At 62.6% G+C, this 19,705-nt stretch carries 14 protein-coding genes; 5 read left to right on the forward strand and 9 right to left on the reverse strand.

Features of this window, described 5'->3' with window-relative positions; translation table 11 throughout:
* Positions 1-7: 7 nt before the first annotated feature.
* The 6 genes from Q6A47_RS20505 to Q6A47_RS20530 form a co-directional block, all read right to left on the reverse strand.
* Positions 8-907, reverse strand: coding sequence for a serine hydrolase (locus Q6A47_RS20505; RefSeq protein ID WP_304485224.1), 900 nt, complete (start codon positions 905-907; stop codon positions 8-10).
* Complete coding sequence (locus Q6A47_RS20510; RefSeq protein WP_304485225.1) at positions 897-1,625, reverse strand: thioesterase II family protein; 729 nt, start codon at positions 1,623-1,625, stop codon at positions 897-899. Before Q6A47_RS20510 ends, Q6A47_RS20505 begins: the two co-directional genes overlap by 11 nt.
* On the reverse strand, positions 1,622-7,357 hold the full coding sequence (locus tag Q6A47_RS20515; protein ID WP_304485226.1) for a type I polyketide synthase: 5,736 nt from the start codon (positions 7,355-7,357) through the stop codon (positions 1,622-1,624). Before Q6A47_RS20515 ends, Q6A47_RS20510 begins: the two co-directional genes overlap by 4 nt.
* A 2-nt stretch (positions 7,358-7,359) precedes the next feature.
* The gene (locus Q6A47_RS20520; protein WP_304485227.1) at positions 7,360-9,204 is read right to left on the reverse strand and encodes a non-ribosomal peptide synthetase; all 1,845 of its coding nucleotides are present in this window, start codon (positions 9,202-9,204) and stop codon (positions 7,360-7,362) included.
* A gap of 3 nt (positions 9,205-9,207) precedes the next feature.
* On the reverse strand, positions 9,208-10,419 hold the full coding sequence (gene ccrA, locus Q6A47_RS20525; protein ID WP_039580462.1) for a crotonyl-CoA carboxylase/reductase: 1,212 nt from the start codon (positions 10,417-10,419) through the stop codon (positions 9,208-9,210).
* Positions 10,420-11,145: 726 nt separating this feature from the next.
* Positions 11,146-11,625 (reverse strand): Lrp/AsnC family transcriptional regulator, encoded by a 480-nt coding sequence (locus tag Q6A47_RS20530; RefSeq protein ID WP_039580461.1) that lies wholly within the window; start codon positions 11,623-11,625, stop codon positions 11,146-11,148.
* 150 nt (positions 11,626-11,775) lie between these two features.
* Here Q6A47_RS20530 and yedA point away from each other — a divergent pair, with 150 nt between their 5' ends.
* Together yedA and rhlE1 are read left to right on the forward strand one after the other, a co-directional pair.
* Positions 11,776-12,672: a drug/metabolite exporter YedA gene (gene yedA, locus Q6A47_RS20535; RefSeq protein ID WP_304485228.1), complete on the forward strand. Its 897-nt coding sequence runs from the start codon at positions 11,776-11,778 to the stop codon at positions 12,670-12,672.
* Positions 12,673-12,747: 75 nt separating this feature from the next.
* The gene (gene rhlE1 / locus Q6A47_RS20540) at positions 12,748-14,073 is read left to right on the forward strand and encodes an RNA helicase RhlE1 (RefSeq protein WP_304485229.1); all 1,326 of its coding nucleotides are present in this window, start codon (positions 12,748-12,750) and stop codon (positions 14,071-14,073) included.
* 46 nt (positions 14,074-14,119) lie between these two features.
* On the opposite strand, the gene Q6A47_RS20545 is transcribed toward rhlE1, so the two are convergent.
* The 3 genes from Q6A47_RS20545 to pmrG form a co-directional block, all read right to left on the reverse strand.
* A complete protein-coding gene (locus tag Q6A47_RS20545; RefSeq protein ID WP_304485230.1) occupies positions 14,120-15,379 on the reverse strand; it encodes a TIGR03862 family flavoprotein in 1,260 nt (419 codons plus the stop codon).
* Between the two features lie 148 nt (positions 15,380-15,527).
* Positions 15,528-16,442, reverse strand: coding sequence for a histone deacetylase family protein (locus Q6A47_RS20550; RefSeq protein ID WP_295488478.1), 915 nt, complete (start codon positions 16,440-16,442; stop codon positions 15,528-15,530).
* Between the two features lie 68 nt (positions 16,443-16,510).
* Positions 16,511-17,200 (reverse strand): lipopolysaccharide core heptose(II)-phosphate phosphatase PmrG, encoded by a 690-nt coding sequence (pmrG, locus tag Q6A47_RS20555; protein ID WP_369811573.1) that lies wholly within the window; start codon positions 17,198-17,200, stop codon positions 16,511-16,513.
* A 184-nt stretch (positions 17,201-17,384) separates the two neighbouring features.
* Between pmrG and Q6A47_RS20560 the strand changes: the two genes are divergently transcribed.
* The 3 genes from Q6A47_RS20560 to Q6A47_RS20570 all read left to right on the forward strand — a co-directional run bounded on the left by Q6A47_RS20560 (position 17,385) and on the right by Q6A47_RS20570 (position 19,498).
* On the forward strand, positions 17,385-17,954 hold the full coding sequence (locus Q6A47_RS20560) for a GNAT family N-acetyltransferase (RefSeq protein WP_304485231.1): 570 nt from the start codon (positions 17,385-17,387) through the stop codon (positions 17,952-17,954).
* Between the two features lie 87 nt (positions 17,955-18,041).
* Positions 18,042-18,911, forward strand: a complete 870-nt coding sequence (gene tesB / locus Q6A47_RS20565; RefSeq protein WP_039580443.1) for an acyl-CoA thioesterase II — start codon at positions 18,042-18,044, stop codon at positions 18,909-18,911.
* Entirely contained in the window at positions 18,908-19,498 is a 591-nt protein-coding gene (locus Q6A47_RS20570; RefSeq protein WP_039580441.1) for an HAD family hydrolase, read from the forward strand. The genes tesB and Q6A47_RS20570 overlap by 4 nt, the downstream gene beginning before the upstream one ends.
* The last annotated feature ends 207 nt before the right edge of the window (positions 19,499-19,705 follow it).

Here is a 19,705-nt window from a genome sequence, read left to right on the forward strand (position 1 = left end):
GGCTCCGTTAATCATGCTGAAGTGTGCAGTAGTCATCGAGCAGGCGTGAAAACAGCCCAATGAAGTCCCTGGCGTGGGCAAAGGCGCATGTGGTGGGAGCGACGTGGTTCAGGTCGTCAACGATGACCGAAACGATCACCTTCACCTGACCTTGGCGCATGAAGTAACCCACGTTGTTGTAGTTGCGATAACCAATGCCGTGTTTATCACCTACGTGACTGGCCTCGTCGAGCCAACTTCGGATTGCCGTGGTGTCTTGTTGCCCACGCATGCACGCCAAGCCGAATTCACACAGTTCTTGGGCAATGAATGTGGGGCCCCTGCCGGTGCCTTGAACGCCCTGCACCATCAACTCCAGGGCTTTCACCAGGTCCGAAGCGGTGGTGGTATTCACCGCTTCCAGGGGATGGTCTGCATCGAGCAGCGGGTTGGGGACGGCACCGACATGATGGGTGTGCTGCAACTGCAACGTCTTTGAAAACGCATTGAGCCGCTGCAGGCCGAGCCGACGCACGAGATGGAACGTGGCTACGTTGTCGCTCAGGGCCATCATGCATTTGAGCAACTCCGCAATGGTGAACGCGCGGGGTTCGTCCAGTAGCCATAATGCCCCGCACGTCTGCTGGCCAGCCGCCTGCGGAAGGAGCCAAAGCCGGTCGTCGAGCCGCCAGCTACCGGTTTCGATTTCGCGCAGTACCGCAATGAGGATGAACAGTTTGCGGGTACTCGAGGCAGGGCATGGCGCATCGGCTGCCTGTTCGAAGCGCGAGCCTGTCTGCCAGTCGAGGATGCACCATCGATAAGCGCAACCTGGCCCTGTTCGTGACAGCGTGAGCATGCACTGATGAATGTCCTGAATCGTCGAGCAACGCGCTGGGTACTGGTGAGCGGGCAGTTCAATAGGCATGTGCGGTGACCTCACGAAGCGTTCGTGCCACCGTCTCAGCTACGGCTGCGAAGTTCGTACGGATGAAGAAGTGATCGCCTGCGACCGTCGTCAATTGGCACCTGCCCAACGTTTGACGCGCCCAGCCCGAGTAATCGGGCTGCTGATCGGTCACCGGGTCGTTATCGCCCAGTATGAGATGAACGGGCGCCGATACCTGCGCAGGCGGGCATCTGGAGAGGTCGATGGCCAGCTGAAAATCTGCGCGTATGACCGGCAGAGCCTGTTGCATGAGTTCAGGGTTGCTCATCAGTTCTGGCGGCGTACCGCCCAAGTCCTGGAGAACCTGCAGCAGGCGCTGATCGCTCAGATCACGTTCATAGGCGCCCATGGCAACGGCGAAGCGCTCGGGTGCCAGGCAGCCACTGACGAACAGTGCCTCTGCGCGCAGTTCCAGACGCTGCTCAAGACTGACGAGCAGCTCAAAGGCGAGCCGACCGCCAAGACTATGCCCGAACAACGCAAACCGGCCGCGGCAGCGGCTTTGCACCTGTTCGAGCAGATAGGTGATCGTGGCTTCACGGCTGTTGAACGCAGGGGCCCCGGGCGACTGGCCCCGTGGCGGCAAGTCCACAGGTATGACCTGGGCCATCGGTAGTAGACGTTGCCAGCGTGCGTAGAAACTCGCGCTACCTCCCGCGTAGGAAAAACACAGCAATGAAATACGGTCCTGGCTCACACGTCACGCTCCTTCAGTTGGAGTAGGGCATCGAGCTTCTGGCTCATCAACTGTGCCCAACCTTCTACCTGCTTGTGGCTGAAGCGCTGACTGTGATGCCAGAAATTCAAGCGCAGGTCGTCGTCAAGTATCTCGACTACCAAGTGCAGGCCAGGGACACGCTGCATGTCTTCTATATTCGCTTGGGCCAATAGACGGTCTGAGATGGGCCCGAGAATTTCTACACCTTCCACACGCACCTGATCTGGCGCCGGGACCGTGTGCCGATAGTTGAGGAAGTTGATGCCCAGATCGGAGAAGTAGGTATCCAGTGCCATACCCGCGAATGCTGGGACAACATCAATCAGCATACTTGGGTGCATCAACGGATAGTCCTGCATGGCGTTGATCGTGCGTGCGACCATCCCTATGCCATCAAGCCACTGGTGATGCACCGTAATTGGAATGGGCCAAGGCGAAGTGAAGGGGCCAATGACATCGTTGAGCTCCTCGAGACCGCGGCCGCTATTGATCGTGCTTATCATCAGCTTGTCGCACCGCAACACGTGTGCCATGGTGGAGGCATAGGCATACAAGACCGCATTGAATACGCTGAAACCGTATTCGCCCCCCAAGGTCGCCAGGCGCCGATTGGCCGATGGCAATTCAATACTGTATCGGCTTGAAGGCGCCACCGTCGTCGAGGTGAACCCTGGGTGGTCAGGCAGTGCTGTGGGACCCTCGAAGGCGTTGAACAGCCCCCGGAAGAAGGCGGCATCTTCCGCCCAAGTGCTCTGGTACTGGGCCTGCCTTCTGGCGTAGTCGGCGTAGCGCAGGCCCTCTGCGCGTGCGCGTGGCGTTTGATCTCGCATGAAGGCGTGCAGGCAATGGGCGAATCGCTCGAGCATCAGCGTCAGCGATTTGCCATCGAACTCCAGGTGCTGCACACCTAGCAGCGCGATGAAAAAGGGTTCTCCCACGTCAATGAAACGCAGTGCCCAGGTCACGTTCACCTGCGGCTGGGGTAGCGTGCGAGCCATTGCGCGCACCTGCTCACCAAGCTGCTGGGCTGGATCGGCGACATCTCGCAGGTCCACGAACAGCGCGTCGAAGCTGTCAAGTACTTCGTGGGTCGAGCGGATCTGTGGTCTACCTTGCGGGAAAAAGGTGCGCAGCAGCGGCTCTTCGTCCAGCACTTGAGACAAGGACGCATAGCAATGCTCGCGCTGAAGCGGCGCATGAATTCGATAGGGAATGACCCGCAGGCCGTACCCTTTGGCGATCAGCGAAAGCCAGCGAACCTGCTGGATCGACACGGGGGGCTCCCCTGTTTCCACGCTATCCAGTGACTGCGGTCGAGCGCCGGGCGCCCGCCATTGTTCGGTCCCGGTCAAGGTTGCGACCACCTGCGCGAGCGCGTCCATATTGGCGATCTGCTGCAGTTGCTTGATGCTGTAATCAATACCCAACTGCGTGGTGAGCGCATTGCGCAATTGCACCTTCGCCAGTGAGTCAAAACCCAACTCGGCCAGCGTCGCCTGGCTGATGTCCTGGAAGCTGCGTTGTGTAGAGGCGTTCAGTCCTACCAGGTTGTCCACAGTTTTCATCAGCCACGGCTCGAGCTCCGAGCGCCTGGCGCGCTCGTCGTGACAGGTACCGAGCCTCTCAGCCAGGGTGAGAGAATCCGGGGTCGAGATCGCGCTGGCCTGGGCTGAGGGGGGCAACTGCTCAAGCAACCTGGCGCATGCGGGCGAGCGAGCAGCGAGCTGCTCGACGTCCAACTTCATGAATGCGCTGTTGCCAGGCGGTTGTGCCATCAGTTGACTCAAGTAATCGATGCCTTGGGCGCTCGAGTGCCCCAGCAGTCCGCCGGCTTGCAAGACGTGTTGACGTTGAGGCTGATCGCGTAGTGCTCCGGCGTCGAGCCAAACGCCCCAGTTGATGGTGGAGACGTTGGCTGCGGTGCCAAAGCACTGGGTTGGCAATGCGTCGAGGAAGGCGCTGGCAGCCCCGTAGGCCGCTTGTCCGCCATTGCCCAGCAACGCAGTAGCGGAGGAGAAGTTGATCACCCACTGGACCTGCAAGCCTCGTTCGGCAAGCACAGTGCACAGCGTGAGGATGGCTGTGCACTTGGCTGCGAATGCCCGTCGCAGATCCTCGAAGCTGACGTCTTCGTACAACTTGTCTTGCAGATCCACCGCCAGATTGAACAGGCACAGCTTGCCCAGGCGAGCGCTGCTGGCCCAGGCACGACATTCTTCCCGCCCTTGTTCACTGCTGGTATCCATACAGTGGTAGTGGACCTGAGGATGGCAACGCATGATTGCCTGCAGTTCATCTGCCGGCCGCAGGGATCGTCCAATCACATGAATAGCGCTGACATGATCGTCCACAAGACGCTGTATCAAATGTCTGCCAATCCCTCCGCCGCCGCCCAGCAGTAGATACGTTATGCCGTTGTCGAACTTCATGGGTGTCTGCTCGAGGTGCGCTGCCTCCAGGCGCGGGACCTGAGCAGTGCCGTCGCTACAGTGCACCAGCGCTTCATCGCTGTGCAGCACCTGCCGTAACACCCTCCACTCGTTTTCATCATCCGGTTGCGCAGGCGAAGGCTGGACGAAATGCACCACGCACGCCCGCAGTTGTGGACATTCGATCATGACAGTGCGGAACAAGGCGGCCACGCTGGTGGCGAGTGCTGAAGGATGATCGGGATGGGCCATTGCGGCCGGACTTGCACAGATCGCACAAAGCCGAGGCAGTTGTGCGTACGTTCGCGTCAGGCTACGCACGAGGTCCAGAAGATAGGCACACACCGCGACTGCCGCGTCTGGCTCGTCTGTCGGCAGATGAGTGAGGTCTGCGTAAACGCAGTCGAATCCTTCCGGGTACTCTCGCCAAAGCGTGTCGACTGCGGCAGGCGCGCAGTGATCGGATCCTTGGGCAGCCCCTATCCAGGGGGCCGAGTCCACAGCCCAGACGTGGCCGAAAGCCCGTTGCAGTGCTGAGCCGTATCTGGAATTCGAATCTGGGGTGAGCAACAACACGTTCGTGGGGGGCGAGCTGATCGATTGAGCATTTTCCCAGGAAAGTGGATGCCAAGTGGTTTTGTAAAGGCTTGGTGTGCTCGCCTCAGGGACGTTGCTTTCGATCCAGCAGCGCACCCGTTGAAATGGATAACTTGGCAATCCTTCGAGCAAGTGGGGCGACGGTGCCAGCGAACTGCTGAGTTGGGCGCCATGGCTGTAGAGCCGTGCGAGCACCGCGAGGTATTGCTGATCGCTAGCGCGCCCCTTGCGAGTCATTGGAAGAACGATGACCTCTGAAGGGGATTGCCCGACTGCCATCGCAGACAAGGCACTGGATACGCCGACCTCGACGAAATGGGTACACCCTCGCTCCACGGCGCAGGCGTAAGCGCTCTGCCAGTTGACGGTCTCGCGCAGTTGGCGACGCCAGTAAGCGGCCTGGGCCACCGTGCTGTCTGCCATTGTTCCGGTCAGGCCCGAGATCAGCGGCATGGACGGGGAGGCCAGTTCGAACTGCGAGACGAATGCCTCGAACTGTTCCAGCAAGGGCTCCAGGAGCGCCGAATGTCCCGGCCTGCTGATGTTCAGGCGCTGGTGGGTGACTGCGCAGGCATCAGCATGTCGCATCAGGGTCTCGATGTCGGCAACGCTTCCCGATACTACGGTGTTGGCCTGCGTATTGGTTGCCGCGATGGATGCGCTGACGCCACACGCTTGCATCAGCCCGATGACTTGTTCCTGGTCCGTTGCGATCATCAGCATGGCGCCCTGCTCGCCGATCGAATGCAGTAGACGGCTGCGCTCGGTGACGATCATGAAGCCTTGCTCAGGGGTGAAGACGCCTGCGATGCAGGCCGCAGCATATTCTCCCAGGCTGTGCCCCAGTAACGCGTCAGGTGCATGAAGGTTGCTCAGGAGCAAGCGCGCCATCGCCACTTGCACAATGAAGATCAAAGGCTGGGAGCGAGAGATATCCGTTTCGAGCGCGCCACTGAAGTGGTCATCGAACAGTAATTGCGCTGCCCGTGCCGCGAACGTCGTGCTGCAGATCGCGTCGAACTCATCCACTGCCTGGCGGAAAACGGGCTCTCGCTCATACAGCGCGCGCGCCATGCCCCGATGTTCGCCGCCCTGGCCCGAGAACATCAAAGCGACTCGAACCGGCTGCGAGTGCCTGATGGGCAGTGGGATGTCCTGCAGGTCTTGCAGGCCTTGCATGGCTTGTGAGCGGTCGGTAGCGACCAGGCAAGCGCGATGGTCAAAGTGCGTGCGCCGTTGCCACAGGTTGGCCACGAATGTGGCGTAGGCCTCATCCGGCTGGGTATGTAGAAACTCCCTGTATTGCGCTATCAATTCACGTAGGGCTTGCGGGGAGCGTGCTGACAGAGGAACGAGACCTGCCGGGAGCGCGGGCACTGCTGGGGCATGAGCGTGCGTAGGCGCCGTTTCCAGGATCAAATGGGCGTTGTTGCCACCCAAGCCGAAGCTGCTGACGCCGATCTGGACACGATCGACATCAAGGTCAATCGTGTTCCGGTTGACTTCAAATGGCGTGTCTTCGATGTGCAGTTCTGGATTGTAAGTGTGTAGGTGGAGCGTCGCCGGAATCTTGCGGTACTTGGCGATCATGATCCCTTTGATCAGTCCTGCCATGCCTGCTGCCCATCCCAAGTGGCCGATGTTGCCCTTGACGCTGCCCAGATAGCAGAGTGACTGCCTGGAGCGTTCAGCGAAGACGTTGGCCAAGGCTTTGACTTCAATCGGGTCGCCAATGGGCGTGGCGGTGCCATGGGCCTCGATGTAGTGGATGCGTTCCGGCGAGCTCTCTGCAAGACTCAACGCTTCACTCACCACTTGAGTCTGGCCTGCCACGGATGGCGCCGACATGCCTGCCCGGTGAGCACCGTCATTGTTGGTTGCAATACCCCGAATGAGCGCATGAATCTCATCGCCTTGGGCAAGCGCGTCGCTCAGTCGCTTGAGCACGATGACCGCCGCCCCGGAACCAAAGATGGTGCCGCTGGCCTGGGCGTCGAACGGACGGCAGTGACCGTCCGAGCTGAACGGCATCCCAGGCTCGAAGAAGTAAGGAATCGTCTGAGGTACCGAGATAGCACTGGCGCCGACCACCGCGCTTTCGCATTCGCCTAGAAGCAGGGCCTGTACGGCAGCCTGGACGCCAAACAAAGAGGTTGCGCATGCGGCCTGAACATTCACCGCCGGCCCACGGCAATCGAGTTTGTAGGCAATTCTGCTGGCAAGGAATTCCTTGTCAGTGGCCATGAAGCGGGCGAGCGCTTCAGAGGACTGGTACAGGGCGCATGCACTGTCGTGTGCTTGCAAGCCATAGACATTGTTAATGAAATACGAACTTGGACCCGCACCGCAGAACACCCCAGTGGCTGCTGTTCGGCCATGTAGCGCGGCATCTTCCATCGCTTCCCACGCACATTCGAGCAACACCCGCTGTTGCGGATCCAACAACATCGCCTCCTTGAGGCTGAAGCCGAAAAATTCGTGATCAAAGCACTCGATGTGCGTGATCTGCGCCTTGGCGTGAATTCTGCCTGCCTGATCTTGGGAAACCTCGATGCTCTCCACGCCATTCAGGAGATTCTGCCAGTATTGATGCACCGAATTGGCACCCGGGAAGCGGCATGCCATGCCGACGATGGCGATCGCGGTGTCTTCGAATCCCGACTGTTGGTCATTGAGCTCGCTCATCTTCAGTGCCTCCTCTTGGCCGATAGAGTTGCCATGGCAGCACAGCGCTGCCTGCGATCACTGACCGGCAACGGTCTATCGGGCGGCGGTGTGACGCTGTGAGGACGGGCCAAGTGCGCGCAGAGATGGCGTGCGCAGGGGAATTCATACAGGTCTGTCAGACGCAGATCGCGACCCAGCGCATGACGCAACTCCGCCATGAGCAACAGCAAAGTGATTGAACTGGCGCCCAGGTCCATGAAGTTGTCGAGTGCGCCGACCTTGTCCAGTCCGAGGCAGGGGGCGGCGATTGCGCACAACTGAATTTCCATGGGGCCGTGCGGGGGCTCGTAATGCCCTGGGAGTTGATCGCGTGCGCTACCGAGTCGAGGTAAACGTTGCGGATCGGCTTTGCCGTTATGGTTGAGCGGAATGGCGGCTATCCGCTGATAGAAAGAGGGCAGCATGTACTCAGGCAATTGCGCGGCCAAGTGCGTGTGCAGAGCGAGGGTGACGTCTTGATCCGCTGCGTGTGTGGTGTAGTAGAGGATCAACACCGTCGTGGCCCCCGACTCGCGCGCAACGACCAGGCAGTCCGTAACAAGGCCCGAGTCGGACACCACCACCTCGATTTCCTTGAGTTCGACGCGATGCCCTCGCACTTTATGCTGACGGTCGTGACGCCCTTTATAGTGATAGAGGCCGTTGCTGTCCTGATAGCAAATATCGCCCGTGTCATACATCCGCTCACCGGATACAGGATCATGGATGAACCTGTCGGCTGTCTGCTGCGCCATGCCGTAGTACCCCAGAGCCAGTGATCTACCGGCGATGTACAGACGACCGCACGCGCCTGGCGCTACCGGCTGCAGGTCCTCGTTCAGTACACAGGCCCGGCTGCAAGGCAGCACGTCTCCGAGGGGAGGGAGATCGGGCCATTGCTTGGGTGGCTGCTCGAGCACATGTTCCATCACGACGTGAGTTTCCGATGGCCCGTAATGATTGATCAGCCGGCAGTTTGGGTGCTCCTGGAACCATCTACGTACTGCGGGATTGATCCTCAACTGTTCACCTGCCACCAGGATCTGTGTCAGCCGCGGTAGGTCAAAGGCGCCATTGCGATCAAACATCGTGAAAGGGATGAGCATGGAAGTGGGCAGGAACAGCCGGGTGACCTGCCTGTCGTGCAGAGTGCGATAGAGGATGTGCAGGTCTTTCTTGATATCGTCTTCAATCAAATGAAGGGTGTGGCCGCAACACAGCGTGCTGTAGATCTCCTGAAAAGATACGTCGAAGCCCTGCGCGGCATAGAAAAGCGTGCAGCCCTGTGCGGTATCGGGTTGGATCATGCCGGCGATCAGTGCGCTCAACGAGCGGTAGGGCACCATGACCGGCTTGGGGCGTCCGGTCGTGCCCGAGGTAAAGACTATGTAGGCAGCAGCCTCCTGACGTTCGTTGACTCCCGTGGGCTCGGACGGCTCGGTGCCGGGGTGGACTTCGCTCATGTCGAGCAAGACCGTCCCAGCACGCACCAAGTCGAGAGGTTCGGTGACGTGTCGATCCACAATGCAGAGCGCCAGGTCAACGGCATCGGCCAGCTGTTTTTGACGCTCGATGGGATACCCGCGGTCCAGCGCAACGGCCGTTCGTCCCGAGATGTGCACCGCCAGCAGCGCGACGATGTAGTTGATATTTTTTGCCATCATCAAGCCAATAAGCGGGGCGGTGGTGGCTGCTTGCAGGGTGAGCGCCAGTGCCGCAGCGCGGCGGTACAGTTGCCGATACGACAATGAATGATCAGTCTGGGTAACGGCAATACGCTCAGGATGAGCACGTGCAATGTCGATGAACCGCTCGATAAAGTCCATGGCTCATGCTCCATTACCGGCGCCAATACGAATGGCCATGTTGCCCATGGGGTCGCGATTCTCAAACATGAGTTGATGCGCCTGGGCAAGCTCGTGGAATTCGAAAGTTCGAGTCAAACAGGGTCTTATTGTTTTCTGTTCAACTAAGGCGTTGAATGCCTCGCACTGTTTTCTATTGGCGAAGTGCGAACCTTGAAGTCGCTTTTGCCTCATCCACTGGTAGCGGATATCGAACGTGCCCCTGTAACCACTGGTGCCGGCACATATCACGACCATGCCGCCGGGTGCGCAAACGAAATTTGATGTTGGGAACGTATCTTCGCCGGGATGTTCGATCACGATCGATGGGTTTTTACGTGCACCCACCAAGCGCCATATTTCTTTTTGGAAGCGCCGAGCTTCCATCATCCAGTCATGGTAGAGCGCGCTATCTTGCAGGTCATCGAGGGGCCCCCAGTGCTTGTAGTCGCGGCGATTGATCGTTCCGTGCGCGCCGTTCTCCATGCAGTACGCAGCTTTTTCCTCGCTGCTGACCACTACGATTGCAATGCCGCCTGCCGCCCGTACCAACTGGGTAGCCATCGTTCCCATACCCCCGCTACCGCCCCAGATGAGAACCACGTCCCCTGGCTTCAGGGTATGGGGTGCGAATCCATACAACATTCGATAGGCAGTCGCTCCACAGAGCATGTAGGAGGCCGCTTCCTCCCAAGAGAGATGTTTGGGCTTTGGCAGCAACGCTGTTTGCTTGACGCGGGTATATTCGGCGAACGCGCCGAAGTTGACTTCATACCCCCATATCTTTGCAGACCTGTCCATGATCTGGTCATCGACCGCATCCTCATCCCACCAACCGCAATGCATGACCACTTCGTCCCCAATCTGGACGTCGGTTACATGCTCCCCGATGGCGACGACGATCCCGGAGGCGTCCGATCCCGCAATATGAAATCCCTGCTGCTGCCCACCGCCACCCTGCAGTGCGACGACATCGACCGGATGGCCCTGTGCTGCCCAGATGCCATTGTGATTGACGCCTGCAGCCATGACCTTTACCAGGCACTCATCGTCTCCCACCGGAGGAAGGGTCACACGTTCCAGGGCGAACGCTTTCAGCGGTGGGCCATAGCGCTCCGGTCTTATCGTGTGCGCTTGCATGGTGTGGGGAAGCCCAAGGGCCCGGTGTGTAGAGGTGGATGCTACGGGTGCATTCATCGTTCGACTCTCCATGTTCGACAATTAGAACTCACCGCTCGAACTCACCGCCCTTTGAATTCCATTCGACCAGTGGTCGTGGGATCGATGTTCTGGCGTCACCGAGATCAGAGTTGTGAGGGGGTAGATTAATTATCCAATGCATGTGTTTTAACTAGTCTTCTAGGACGGGTCAGGTTCACTAGGCTAGTTCGAAACGCCCCCGGTGCAAGTGTCCAGTCAAGCGGATGCAGCAAGGCCGCATGCAAATGTGATAATCAACACCTGATAAAAATCAATGAACTCAATTGATTGCAGTGGAGAGACTCCGCTGGTCGGAAGTCCAGTGAACGTTTTGTTATATCTACAAGCGAGGGGCTGAGGCGAAAGTAGGCGTTCATTTGAGTGTCGGAAATAGCCTACACGGTGGAAAGTTAGTAGCTGAAGTGTATAGATACTTCGTTTGGTCATAGTGTTTCGATGCGGGTTGAGTCACGGCGATGTGGGCCACTGAAGGCGACCCATGGCCTGCAGCCTCTGCTCGCAGGCCCTGCTCATCGCTCCCCAACCATCCAACGCGACTTCGACCTGCCGTGGGCGGTCGCTGCCTGAAGGTGCGCAACTGTTCGTGACGACGTGGGATCGCTGCTGCCCCTCGGCAATCCCGCCATTGCACGCAGCGCTTGAAAGCGACATAAAGAGGGCTGTCAGCGTCTGGAGGCATTGTTACGTTGACTGATGCGCCCTTCAACGCTTAGTGGAATGTGTGGTGGATCTCATCGCGTCAGGTTTCAGGTGATCCAGCGGCACCCGCCGTTCCACGGCGCTGGACAAGATGATCGCGGTCTTGCTGAAACCCAGTTGCGACACCTGATTGATCAGCGCTTCGAGCTCGGGCATCGACGCCACCGCCGCCTGCATGATCACGCAGGGGTCACCCGTGACCCGATGGCATTCGGTGAGCTGGGGAATACGCGTGAGGGCGTCGTAGGCCTGCTGGTTGCCATGGCTGTTCAGGCGCAGTTCGATGACGCACTGGATCGGCAGGCCGATCTTTTCCAGATCGACCTTGGCGGTGTAGCCGGTGATCACGCCGCTGGCCTCGAGCTTGGCCACCCGTTCGGCCACGGCCGGGGGTGACAGGTTGACCTGGCGGGCGAGTTGGGCGTAGGAGGCGCGGCCGTCTTCGAGCAGGGCGGCGAGCAGCATGCGGTCGTACTTGTCCATCGGAGCCTCGTTCCGGTAATCGACGGTAAATCCGTGCAATTACCGTTGATTGAAAAGTGTCATGCCTGATTAAACCTGTTTTGTAACTTATGTTTGCCCAGGCGCCTTTCTAAACTAAGACACCCGCAAACGGATTTCGAGTCTTTTATCATGCCCGCCTCCCGTCGCTTTCCCTGGTTGCTCCTGGGCGCCTTCACGGCGCTGTACCTGGTCTGGGGTTCCACTTACCTGGCCATCCGCATCGGTGTCGAATCCTGGCCGCCGATGTTGATGGCGGGGGTGCGCTTCGTCATTGCCGGCAGCCTGCTGTATGGCTTCCTGCGTTGGCGCGGCGTGCCGGCGCCCACTTGGCCGCAGTGGCGCTCGGCCGGCGCCATCGGCTTTCTGCTGCTCAGCTGCGGCAACGGCGGCGTGACCCTGGCCGAGCATGCCGGTGTCGCCTCGGGCGTTGCCGCCCTGGCGGTGGCCACGGTGCCGCTGTTCACCTTGCTGTTCGGCCTGTGGTTCGGCCACCGCAACTCGCGCCTGGAGTGGGCGGGCATTCTGCTTGGGCTGGGCGGCATCGCGCTGCTCAACCTGGGCTCGAACCTGCAGGCCAGCCCCATGGGCGCGGCGCTGCTGATCTTCGCTGCCGCTGCCTGGGCCTTCGGTTCGGTGTGGAGCAAGACCCTGCCGCTGCCCCAGGGCGCCATGGCCAGCGCGGCGGAAATGCTGGTCGGTGGCGGCGCCTTGCTGCTGGGCAGCGCCCTCAGCGGCGAGCGCCTGACGCAGATGCCGAGCGCGGCGGGCTGGGGTGCGCTGGCGTATCTGGTGGTGTTCGGTTCGATCGTGGCGTTCAGTTCCTATATGTACCTGCTCAAGCACGTGCGCCCGGCTGCCGCCACCAGCTATGCCTACGTCAACCCGGTGGTGGCGGTGCTGCTGGGCATCGCCTTCGCCGGCGAGCAGATCGGTGCCGAGGAAGCCTTGGCCATGGGCGTGATCGTCGGCGCGGTGGTGCTGATCGGCTTGCCGCAGTGGCGACGGGCGCCGCGTCAGGTGGCGTGAGCAGCGCAAGGCCACAGCGAAGGCAGGCTTGCGGTAAACTGCCGCCTTCGCTGAACCCCCTCTGACGGTACACCCATGACTTTCGCCAAACTCGGCCTGATCGAACCGCTGCTGCGCACCCTGGAGCAGTTGGGCTATTCCACTCCCACGCCGGTCCAGGCCCAGGCCATTCCCGCCGTGCTGGCCGGCCGCGACCTGATGGCCGCCGCCCAGACTGGCACCGGCAAGACCGCCGGCTTCGCCCTGCCCGTGTTGCAACGCCTGGCACTGGAGGGCGGCAAGGTGGACAGCAACTCGATCCGCGCCCTGGTGCTGGTGCCCACCCGCGAGCTGGCCGAGCAGGTCCACGCCAACATCCGCGAGTATGCCGAGCAACTGCCGCTGAGCACCTATGCCGTGTATGGCGGTGTCAGCATCAACCCGCAGATGATGCGCCTGCGCCGCGGTGTCGATCTGCTGGTGGCCACTCCCGGCCGGCTGCTCGACCTATTCCGCCAGAACGCCCTGAAATTCGCTCAGGTGCAAATGTTGGTACTCGACGAAGCCGACCGCATGCTCGACCTGGGTTTCGCCGAAGAATTGCAGGCGGTGTACGCCGCGCTGCCGCGCAAGCGCCAGACCCTGCTGTTCTCGGCCACCTTCTCCGAGCAGATCCGCCTGCTCGCCGGGTTGGCGCTGAGCGATCCGCTGAGTATCGAAGTGAGCCCGCGCAATGCCGCCGCCACCACGGTCAAGCAGTGGCTGGTGCCGGTGGACAAGAAGCGCAAGACCGACCTGTTCTGCCACCTGCTGCGCAAGCAGCGCTGGAGCCAGGTGCTGGTGTTCGCCAAGACGCGCAACGGTGTCGATCAACTGGTCGAGCGCTTGCTCGCCGACGGCATCAAGGCCGACGGCATCCATGGCGACCGTCCCCAGGCCACCCGCCAGCGCGCGCTGGATACCTTCAAGGCGCGCGAGATCCAGGTGCTGGTGGCCACCGACGTGGCGGCGCGCGGTCTGGACATCGACGACCTGCCGTTGGTGGTCAACCTCGATCTACCCATCGTCGCCGAGGACTATGTGCACCGCATCGGCCGCACCGGTCGTGCCGGCAACAAGGGCGAGGCGATCTCGCTGGTGTGCGCCGATGAAGTGCAACTGCTGTCGGCCATCGAAACCTTGATTCGCCAGACCTTGCCGCGCCATGAAGAGGCGGATTTCATCCCCGATCACCGGGTGCCGATGACCGATGCCAGCGGCCAGGTACTGAAGAAGCCGAAGAAACCCAAGAAGCCCAAGGAGAACAGCGCCAAGCGCGGCTTGGGCAAGTGGATGGACAGCGCCGAGGACGCTGCGCCGACGGTCAAGCCGGTACGCAAGGTGCCGAGTTTCAATGGCGGACCGCGTAAGCGCAAACCCTAGTGGCCCAAGGCCGACCGCGAGACGAGGCTGCACGGCAGGTGGGGTGTCATGGGTTAGTCGAGGCGGGCTGGTGTTCAGCGACCCACTGCGCCGCAGCCCGTCCGGCGCGCAGGCCGCTGGCGAAGCAGGCGGTGAGTAGGTAGCCGCCGGTCGGCGCTTCCCAGTCCAGCATCTCGCCGGCGCAGAACACGCCCGGCAGTGCCTTGAGCATCAAGCCGTCGTCGAGCGCCTCGAAGCGCACCCCGCCGGCACTGCTGATCGCTTCGTCCAGTGGCCGTGTGCGCAGCAACTCGATGGGCAACGCCTTGATCGCTTCGGCCAAGCGCTGCGGATCGACGAAGGTCGCCGGGTCGGTCAGTTCGCGCAGCAGCGCAGCCTTCACCCCATCGATGCCCAATTGCCCTTGCAGGTGCCGGGCCATGGACCGCGAACCGCGCGGCTTGGCCAGGGCCTGGGCGATCTTGTCCACAGGCCGGTCCGGCAGCAGGTCGAGCAACAACGTGGCGCGACCTTCGCGTTCCAGGCTGGCGCGCAGCGGCGCCGACCAGGCGTACACCAGGCTGCCCTCGACCCCCAGTGCCGTGAGGATGAACTCGCCCTTGCGCGGCGCGCTGCCCGGCACGCTCAGGGCGATGTTCTTCAGCGGCGCCCCAGCGAACTTGGCCTTGAGCACCTCGCTCCAGCCCTCGACCTCGAACCCGCAGTTGCTCGGGCGCAGGGGCGAGATATCCACAGCCCGCTCGGCCAGCACGGGCACCCAGGCGCCGTCCGAGCCCAGGCGCGCCCAACTGCCGCCGCCCAGGGCCAGCACCATCGCTTGGGCGTGCACGTGCCGTTCGCCCTGTGGATAACCGATGCGCAGCGCCCCTTCGGCAGTCCAGCCCAGCCAGCGGTGCCGGGTGTGGATAACCACGCCGGCTTCGCGCAGGCGCTTGAGCCAGGCGCGTAGCAGTGGCGCGGCCTTCATGTCGGTGGGAAACACCCGGCCCGAGGTGCCGACGAAGGTCTCGATGCCCAGGCCGTGAATCCACTGGCGTAGCGCCTGCCCGTCGAAGTCGCGCAGCAGCGCATCGAGTGCGTCGCGGCGCTCGCCGTAGCGACCGACAAAAGCGGGGTAGGGCTCCGAGTGAGTGATGTTCATGCCGCCGACGCCGGCCAGCAGGAACTTGCGGCCGACCGAGGGCATGGCGTCGAACACCTCCACCATCGCACCCGCCTGGGCCAGCGCCTCGGCGGCCATGAGGCCGGCAGGACCGGCACCGATCACGGCGACGAGGGGAGGGCGAGCGGAGCAGGAATCGGTCATGGCGGCAGGCGGCTGTGGAAAAGACCCGGCATTCTACCCCAGCGCTGGGTCCACAGGCACTGTACAAAAAATGATCAGATGCTTGCAGATCAGGCAGTTAAAGGGCTGTAGCGGCTTTCGCTCAGGTTATCCACAGGCGGTTCCACAGTCATTGTGCGTAACCCAGCACCCGCGCTGCGCTGTGGTGGAGGATGCCGTGACGACGGGCCAAGGCCTCGCGGTCCTTGCTGTAGCCGCCGCCGATCACCCCAGCCACCGGAATGTCGCGGCCCAGGCAATGACGCAGCACCGCCTCGTCGCGCGCGGCAACCCCGGCATCGGTCAGTTGCAGGTAGCCAAGGGCATCGTCCTGGTGGACATCGACGCCGGCGTCGTACAGCACCAGGTCAGGCTGATACAGCGGCAACAAGTAGTTGAGCGCATCGTCCACCACCTGTAGGTAGGCCGCATCGCCCATGCCGCGTGGCAGCGGGATGTCCCAGTCGCTGCGCGCCTTGCGCGCCGGGAAGTTCTGCTCGCAGTGCAGCGAGACGGTGATGGCGTCCGGGGTGTCCTCGAGGATGCGCGCGGTGCCGTCGCCCTGGTGCACGTCGCAGTCGAAGATCAGTACCCGCTGGACGCGCCCGGCTTCGAGCAGATAGCGGCTGATCACCGCCAGGTCGTTGAAGATGCAGAAGCCGGCCGGATGGTCGTAGTGAGCGTGGTGGGTGCCGCCGGCCAGGTGGCAGGCGATACCCTGTTGCAGGGCCATTTCGGCGGTGAGCAGCGAGCCGCCGACGGCCCGCACGGTCCGCCGGGCCAGCGCCTCGCTCCAGGGCAGGCCGAGCCGGCGCTGGTCTTCGCGCGACAGCTCGCCGCTCATGTAGCGGTCGATGTAGGCGCGGTCGTGGGCCAGGGCGAGGATGTCATCGGGGCAGATAGCCGGGCGCAGTAGCGCCTCGTCTTGGGTCAGGCCGCTGGCGACCAGGTGGTCGCGCAGCAGGCGGAACTTGTCCATTGGAAAGCGGTGCTCGGGCGGGAATTCCGGGCTGTAGTCGTCGTGGTAGATCAGGGGCAGGGACATGGCGAGGGTCGCGGCGAAAGGCAGCGCTGATCTTGCCTGTCCCCGGCGATGCGGCGCAAGACGAGCGCTCAGCGCTGCCGCGTGGCCAGCACCCGCTGCCAGTCCGGCTCGTTCATGCGCCCCAGAATCCGCGCTTTGCCGTTGCCATCGACCGAGACGAACAGGGCACTGGCGTAGGCGCTGTCGCGTTGACCGGGCGCGACACTCAGCGAGCGCTGGAAATGATCGACGCAGCCGTCATGGGTGATGAGCACCAGGTTGTGGCCGCTGCGTTTGTGCGCCAGGGCCTGTTCGGTGAAGTGGGCGTTGCAGCCTTCGAGCCAGTCCTCACTGGTGACCGTGTCACCGACGATGAAGTGCGCGGTCTGGCGGGTGCGCAATTTCGGGCTGCTGAGCAGGTCGGCGCCCGCCAGGCCCAGGTGCTGCAGGCCTTCGCCGACGCGGCTGGCGGCCTGGCTGCCGGCCACGGTGATGCCGGTGGCGTCGTCCAGGCACGGGCCGGGCGCGCTGTCGCAGCGCTCGGCATGGCGGATCATCACGATGACCGCACCTTCGGCCCACTGCTGCAGCAGGCCACTGGCGTTCAGTTGTCGTTCGTTGCCCAGGTTCACGATGGCGGTCCTCGTCGACGCCCACAGCAGTGCCGATGTGGCGGTTAACAGCAGTGCCAGGCCCAGGGCCAGGGTGATGCGCGGCGGGCGCTGCCACGTACGGCGCGTGGGCATGACCAAGGGGGTGAAGGTGTCGCTCGACAGCATGCGCGGGCTCCGGCAGGAAAGGGCCGCGAACAGGGCGGCGGCGGGTGTGGGGCAATTGTGCGAACGGATCTGTGGGAGCCCGGTGAAGCCGTTGTGAAAAATCCATTGGCCCCGGCACATGAGGAAATCTTCATCCATTGCCTACGCTGTAGACTGCAGCCCAGTGCCAGCCGGAGCCCCGTCCATGACCCCCATCCTCACCCTCGAAAGCGCACGCCTGAACCTGCGCCAGTGGCACGACGACGATCTGCCGGCCTTTGCCGAGATGTGCGCCGATCCGCAGGTGATGCGCTACTTTCCAGCGCCCTTGACGCGCCTGGAATGCGCCGCGCTGATCGGTCGCATTCGCGGGCATTTCAGCGAATACGGCTACGGCCTCTGGGCCCTGGAGCGCATGGACAGCGGCGCGTTCATCGGCCTGACCGGGCTGCTCAACGTCAATTTCGAAGCGCCCTTCGCACCGGCCGTGGAAATCAGTTGGCGCCTGGCCCGGCGTCACTGGGGGCAGGGCTTCGCCAGCGAGGCGGCGTGGACCTGCCTGCGCTGCGCGTTCGCGCAGTTACGTCTGGACGAGGTGGTGGCCTTCACCAGCCAGGACAACGTGCCGTCGCAGAAAGTGATGCAGGCCATCGGCATGCGTGAGGACGAAGCGGCCCGCTTCGAGCACCCGCGTCTGCCCGAGGGCCATCCGCTGCGCCCGCACGTGCTCTACCGCATGGACCGTGCGCATTGGGAACGCAGCGTGCGCGGCTGAACGGCACTCGCGCGCGGCGGCGCTGACAAATTCTGTATGATTCGCGCCATTCAACCGATTGCCGCAATGCCGTAGGAGATATCGCCGATGAGCCACGTACTGGACGACCTGGTCGACCTGTTGAGCCTCGAACCCATCGAAGAAAACCTGTTCCGAGGTCGCAGCCAGGACCTGGGCTTCCGCCAGCTGTATGGCGGCCAGGTGCTGGGCCAGTCGCTGTCGGCGGCCAGCCAGACGGTCGAGGACGCTCGCCACGTGCATTCGCTGCACGGCTACTTCCTGCGCCCGGGCGATGCCAGCATGCCGGTGGTGTACTCGGTGGACCGGGTGCGCGATGGTGGCAGCTTCAGCACGCGCCGGGTCACGGCGATCCAGAAGGGCAATCCGATCTTCACCTGCAGCGCCTCGTTCCAGTACGACGAGGGCGGTTTCGAGCACCAGGCGACGATGCCCGAGGTGGTCGGGCCGGAAAACCTGCCCAGCGAAGTGGAACTGGCCCGGGCCATGGCCGACAAGCTGCCCGAGCGCATCCGCGACAAGGTGCTGTGCGCCAAGCCCATCGAGATTCGTCCGGTCACCGAGCGTGACCCGTTCGACCCCAAGCCCGGCGATCCGGTGAAGTACGCCTGGTTCCGCGCCGACGGCAACCTGGCCGACACTCCGGCGCTGCACAAGTACCTGCTGGCCTATGCCTCGGACTTCGGCCTGCTGACCACTGCGCTGCTGCCCCATGGCCGCTCGGTGTGGCAGAAGGACATGCAGATCGCCAGCCTCGACCACGCGCTGTGGTTCCACCGCGACCTGCGCGCCGACGAGTGGCTGCTGTACGCCACCGACAGCCCTTGGGCCGGCAACGCCCGCGGCTTCAGCCGCGGCAGCATCTTCAACCGCGCCGGGCAACTGGTGGCTTCGACCACCCAGGAAGGCCTGATCCGCCACCGCAAGGACTGGGCATGAAGCTGCACGAGGCGCGCCACTGGGTGTTCGACATGGACGGCACCCTCACCGTGGCGGTGCACGATTTCGCCGCCATCCGCCGCACGCTGCAGATTCCGCCCGAGGACGACATCCTGGGCCATCTCGCCGCTCTGCCGCCGGCCGAGGCGGCCGCCAAGCACGCCTGGCTGCTGGAGCATGAGCGCGAACTGGCGCTGACCTCGACCGCCGCCAGCGGCGCCGTGGAGTTGGTCCGCGAGTTGGCGGCGCGGGGCTGTCGCCTGGCGATCCTCACCCGCAATGCCCGCGAGCTGGCGCATATCACCTTGCAGGCGATTGGCTTGGCCGACTGTTTCCCCGTCGAGCAGGTGCTGGGTCGCGACGAAGCAGCGCCCAAACCCGAACCCGAAGGCCTGCTGCACATCGCCAAGGCCTGGGGCGTAGCTCCCACGCAATTGCTGATGGTCGGCGATCACCGCCACGACCTGGATTGCGGTCGCGCCGCCGGTGCCGGCACGGTCCTGGTGAACCTGGCGGACAACCCTTGGCCGGGCCTGGCCGACTGGCACGCTGCGGATTGCCGGGCCTTGAAGGCGATGTTGGACTGACGGCCGCTGGCGCCGAGATTGCGACACCGCGTGAACATGCGTTTGCTGTTCATCAGCAGCGCATGATCTCCAGCGTCCAGCGCGGCTTTGTGGGAGCGGCCTTGCGTCGCGATTGGACCGCGTAGCGGTCCCAGGTTTTCAGCTTCGCCGCTGCCATTGCCGGGACCGCTCTGCGGTCCAATCGCGACGCAAGGCCGCTCCCACGAG

This window comes from Pseudomonas boreofloridensis (assembly GCF_030580795.1).
Classification (GTDB): Bacteria; Pseudomonadota; Gammaproteobacteria; order Pseudomonadales; family Pseudomonadaceae; genus Aquipseudomonas; species Aquipseudomonas boreofloridensis.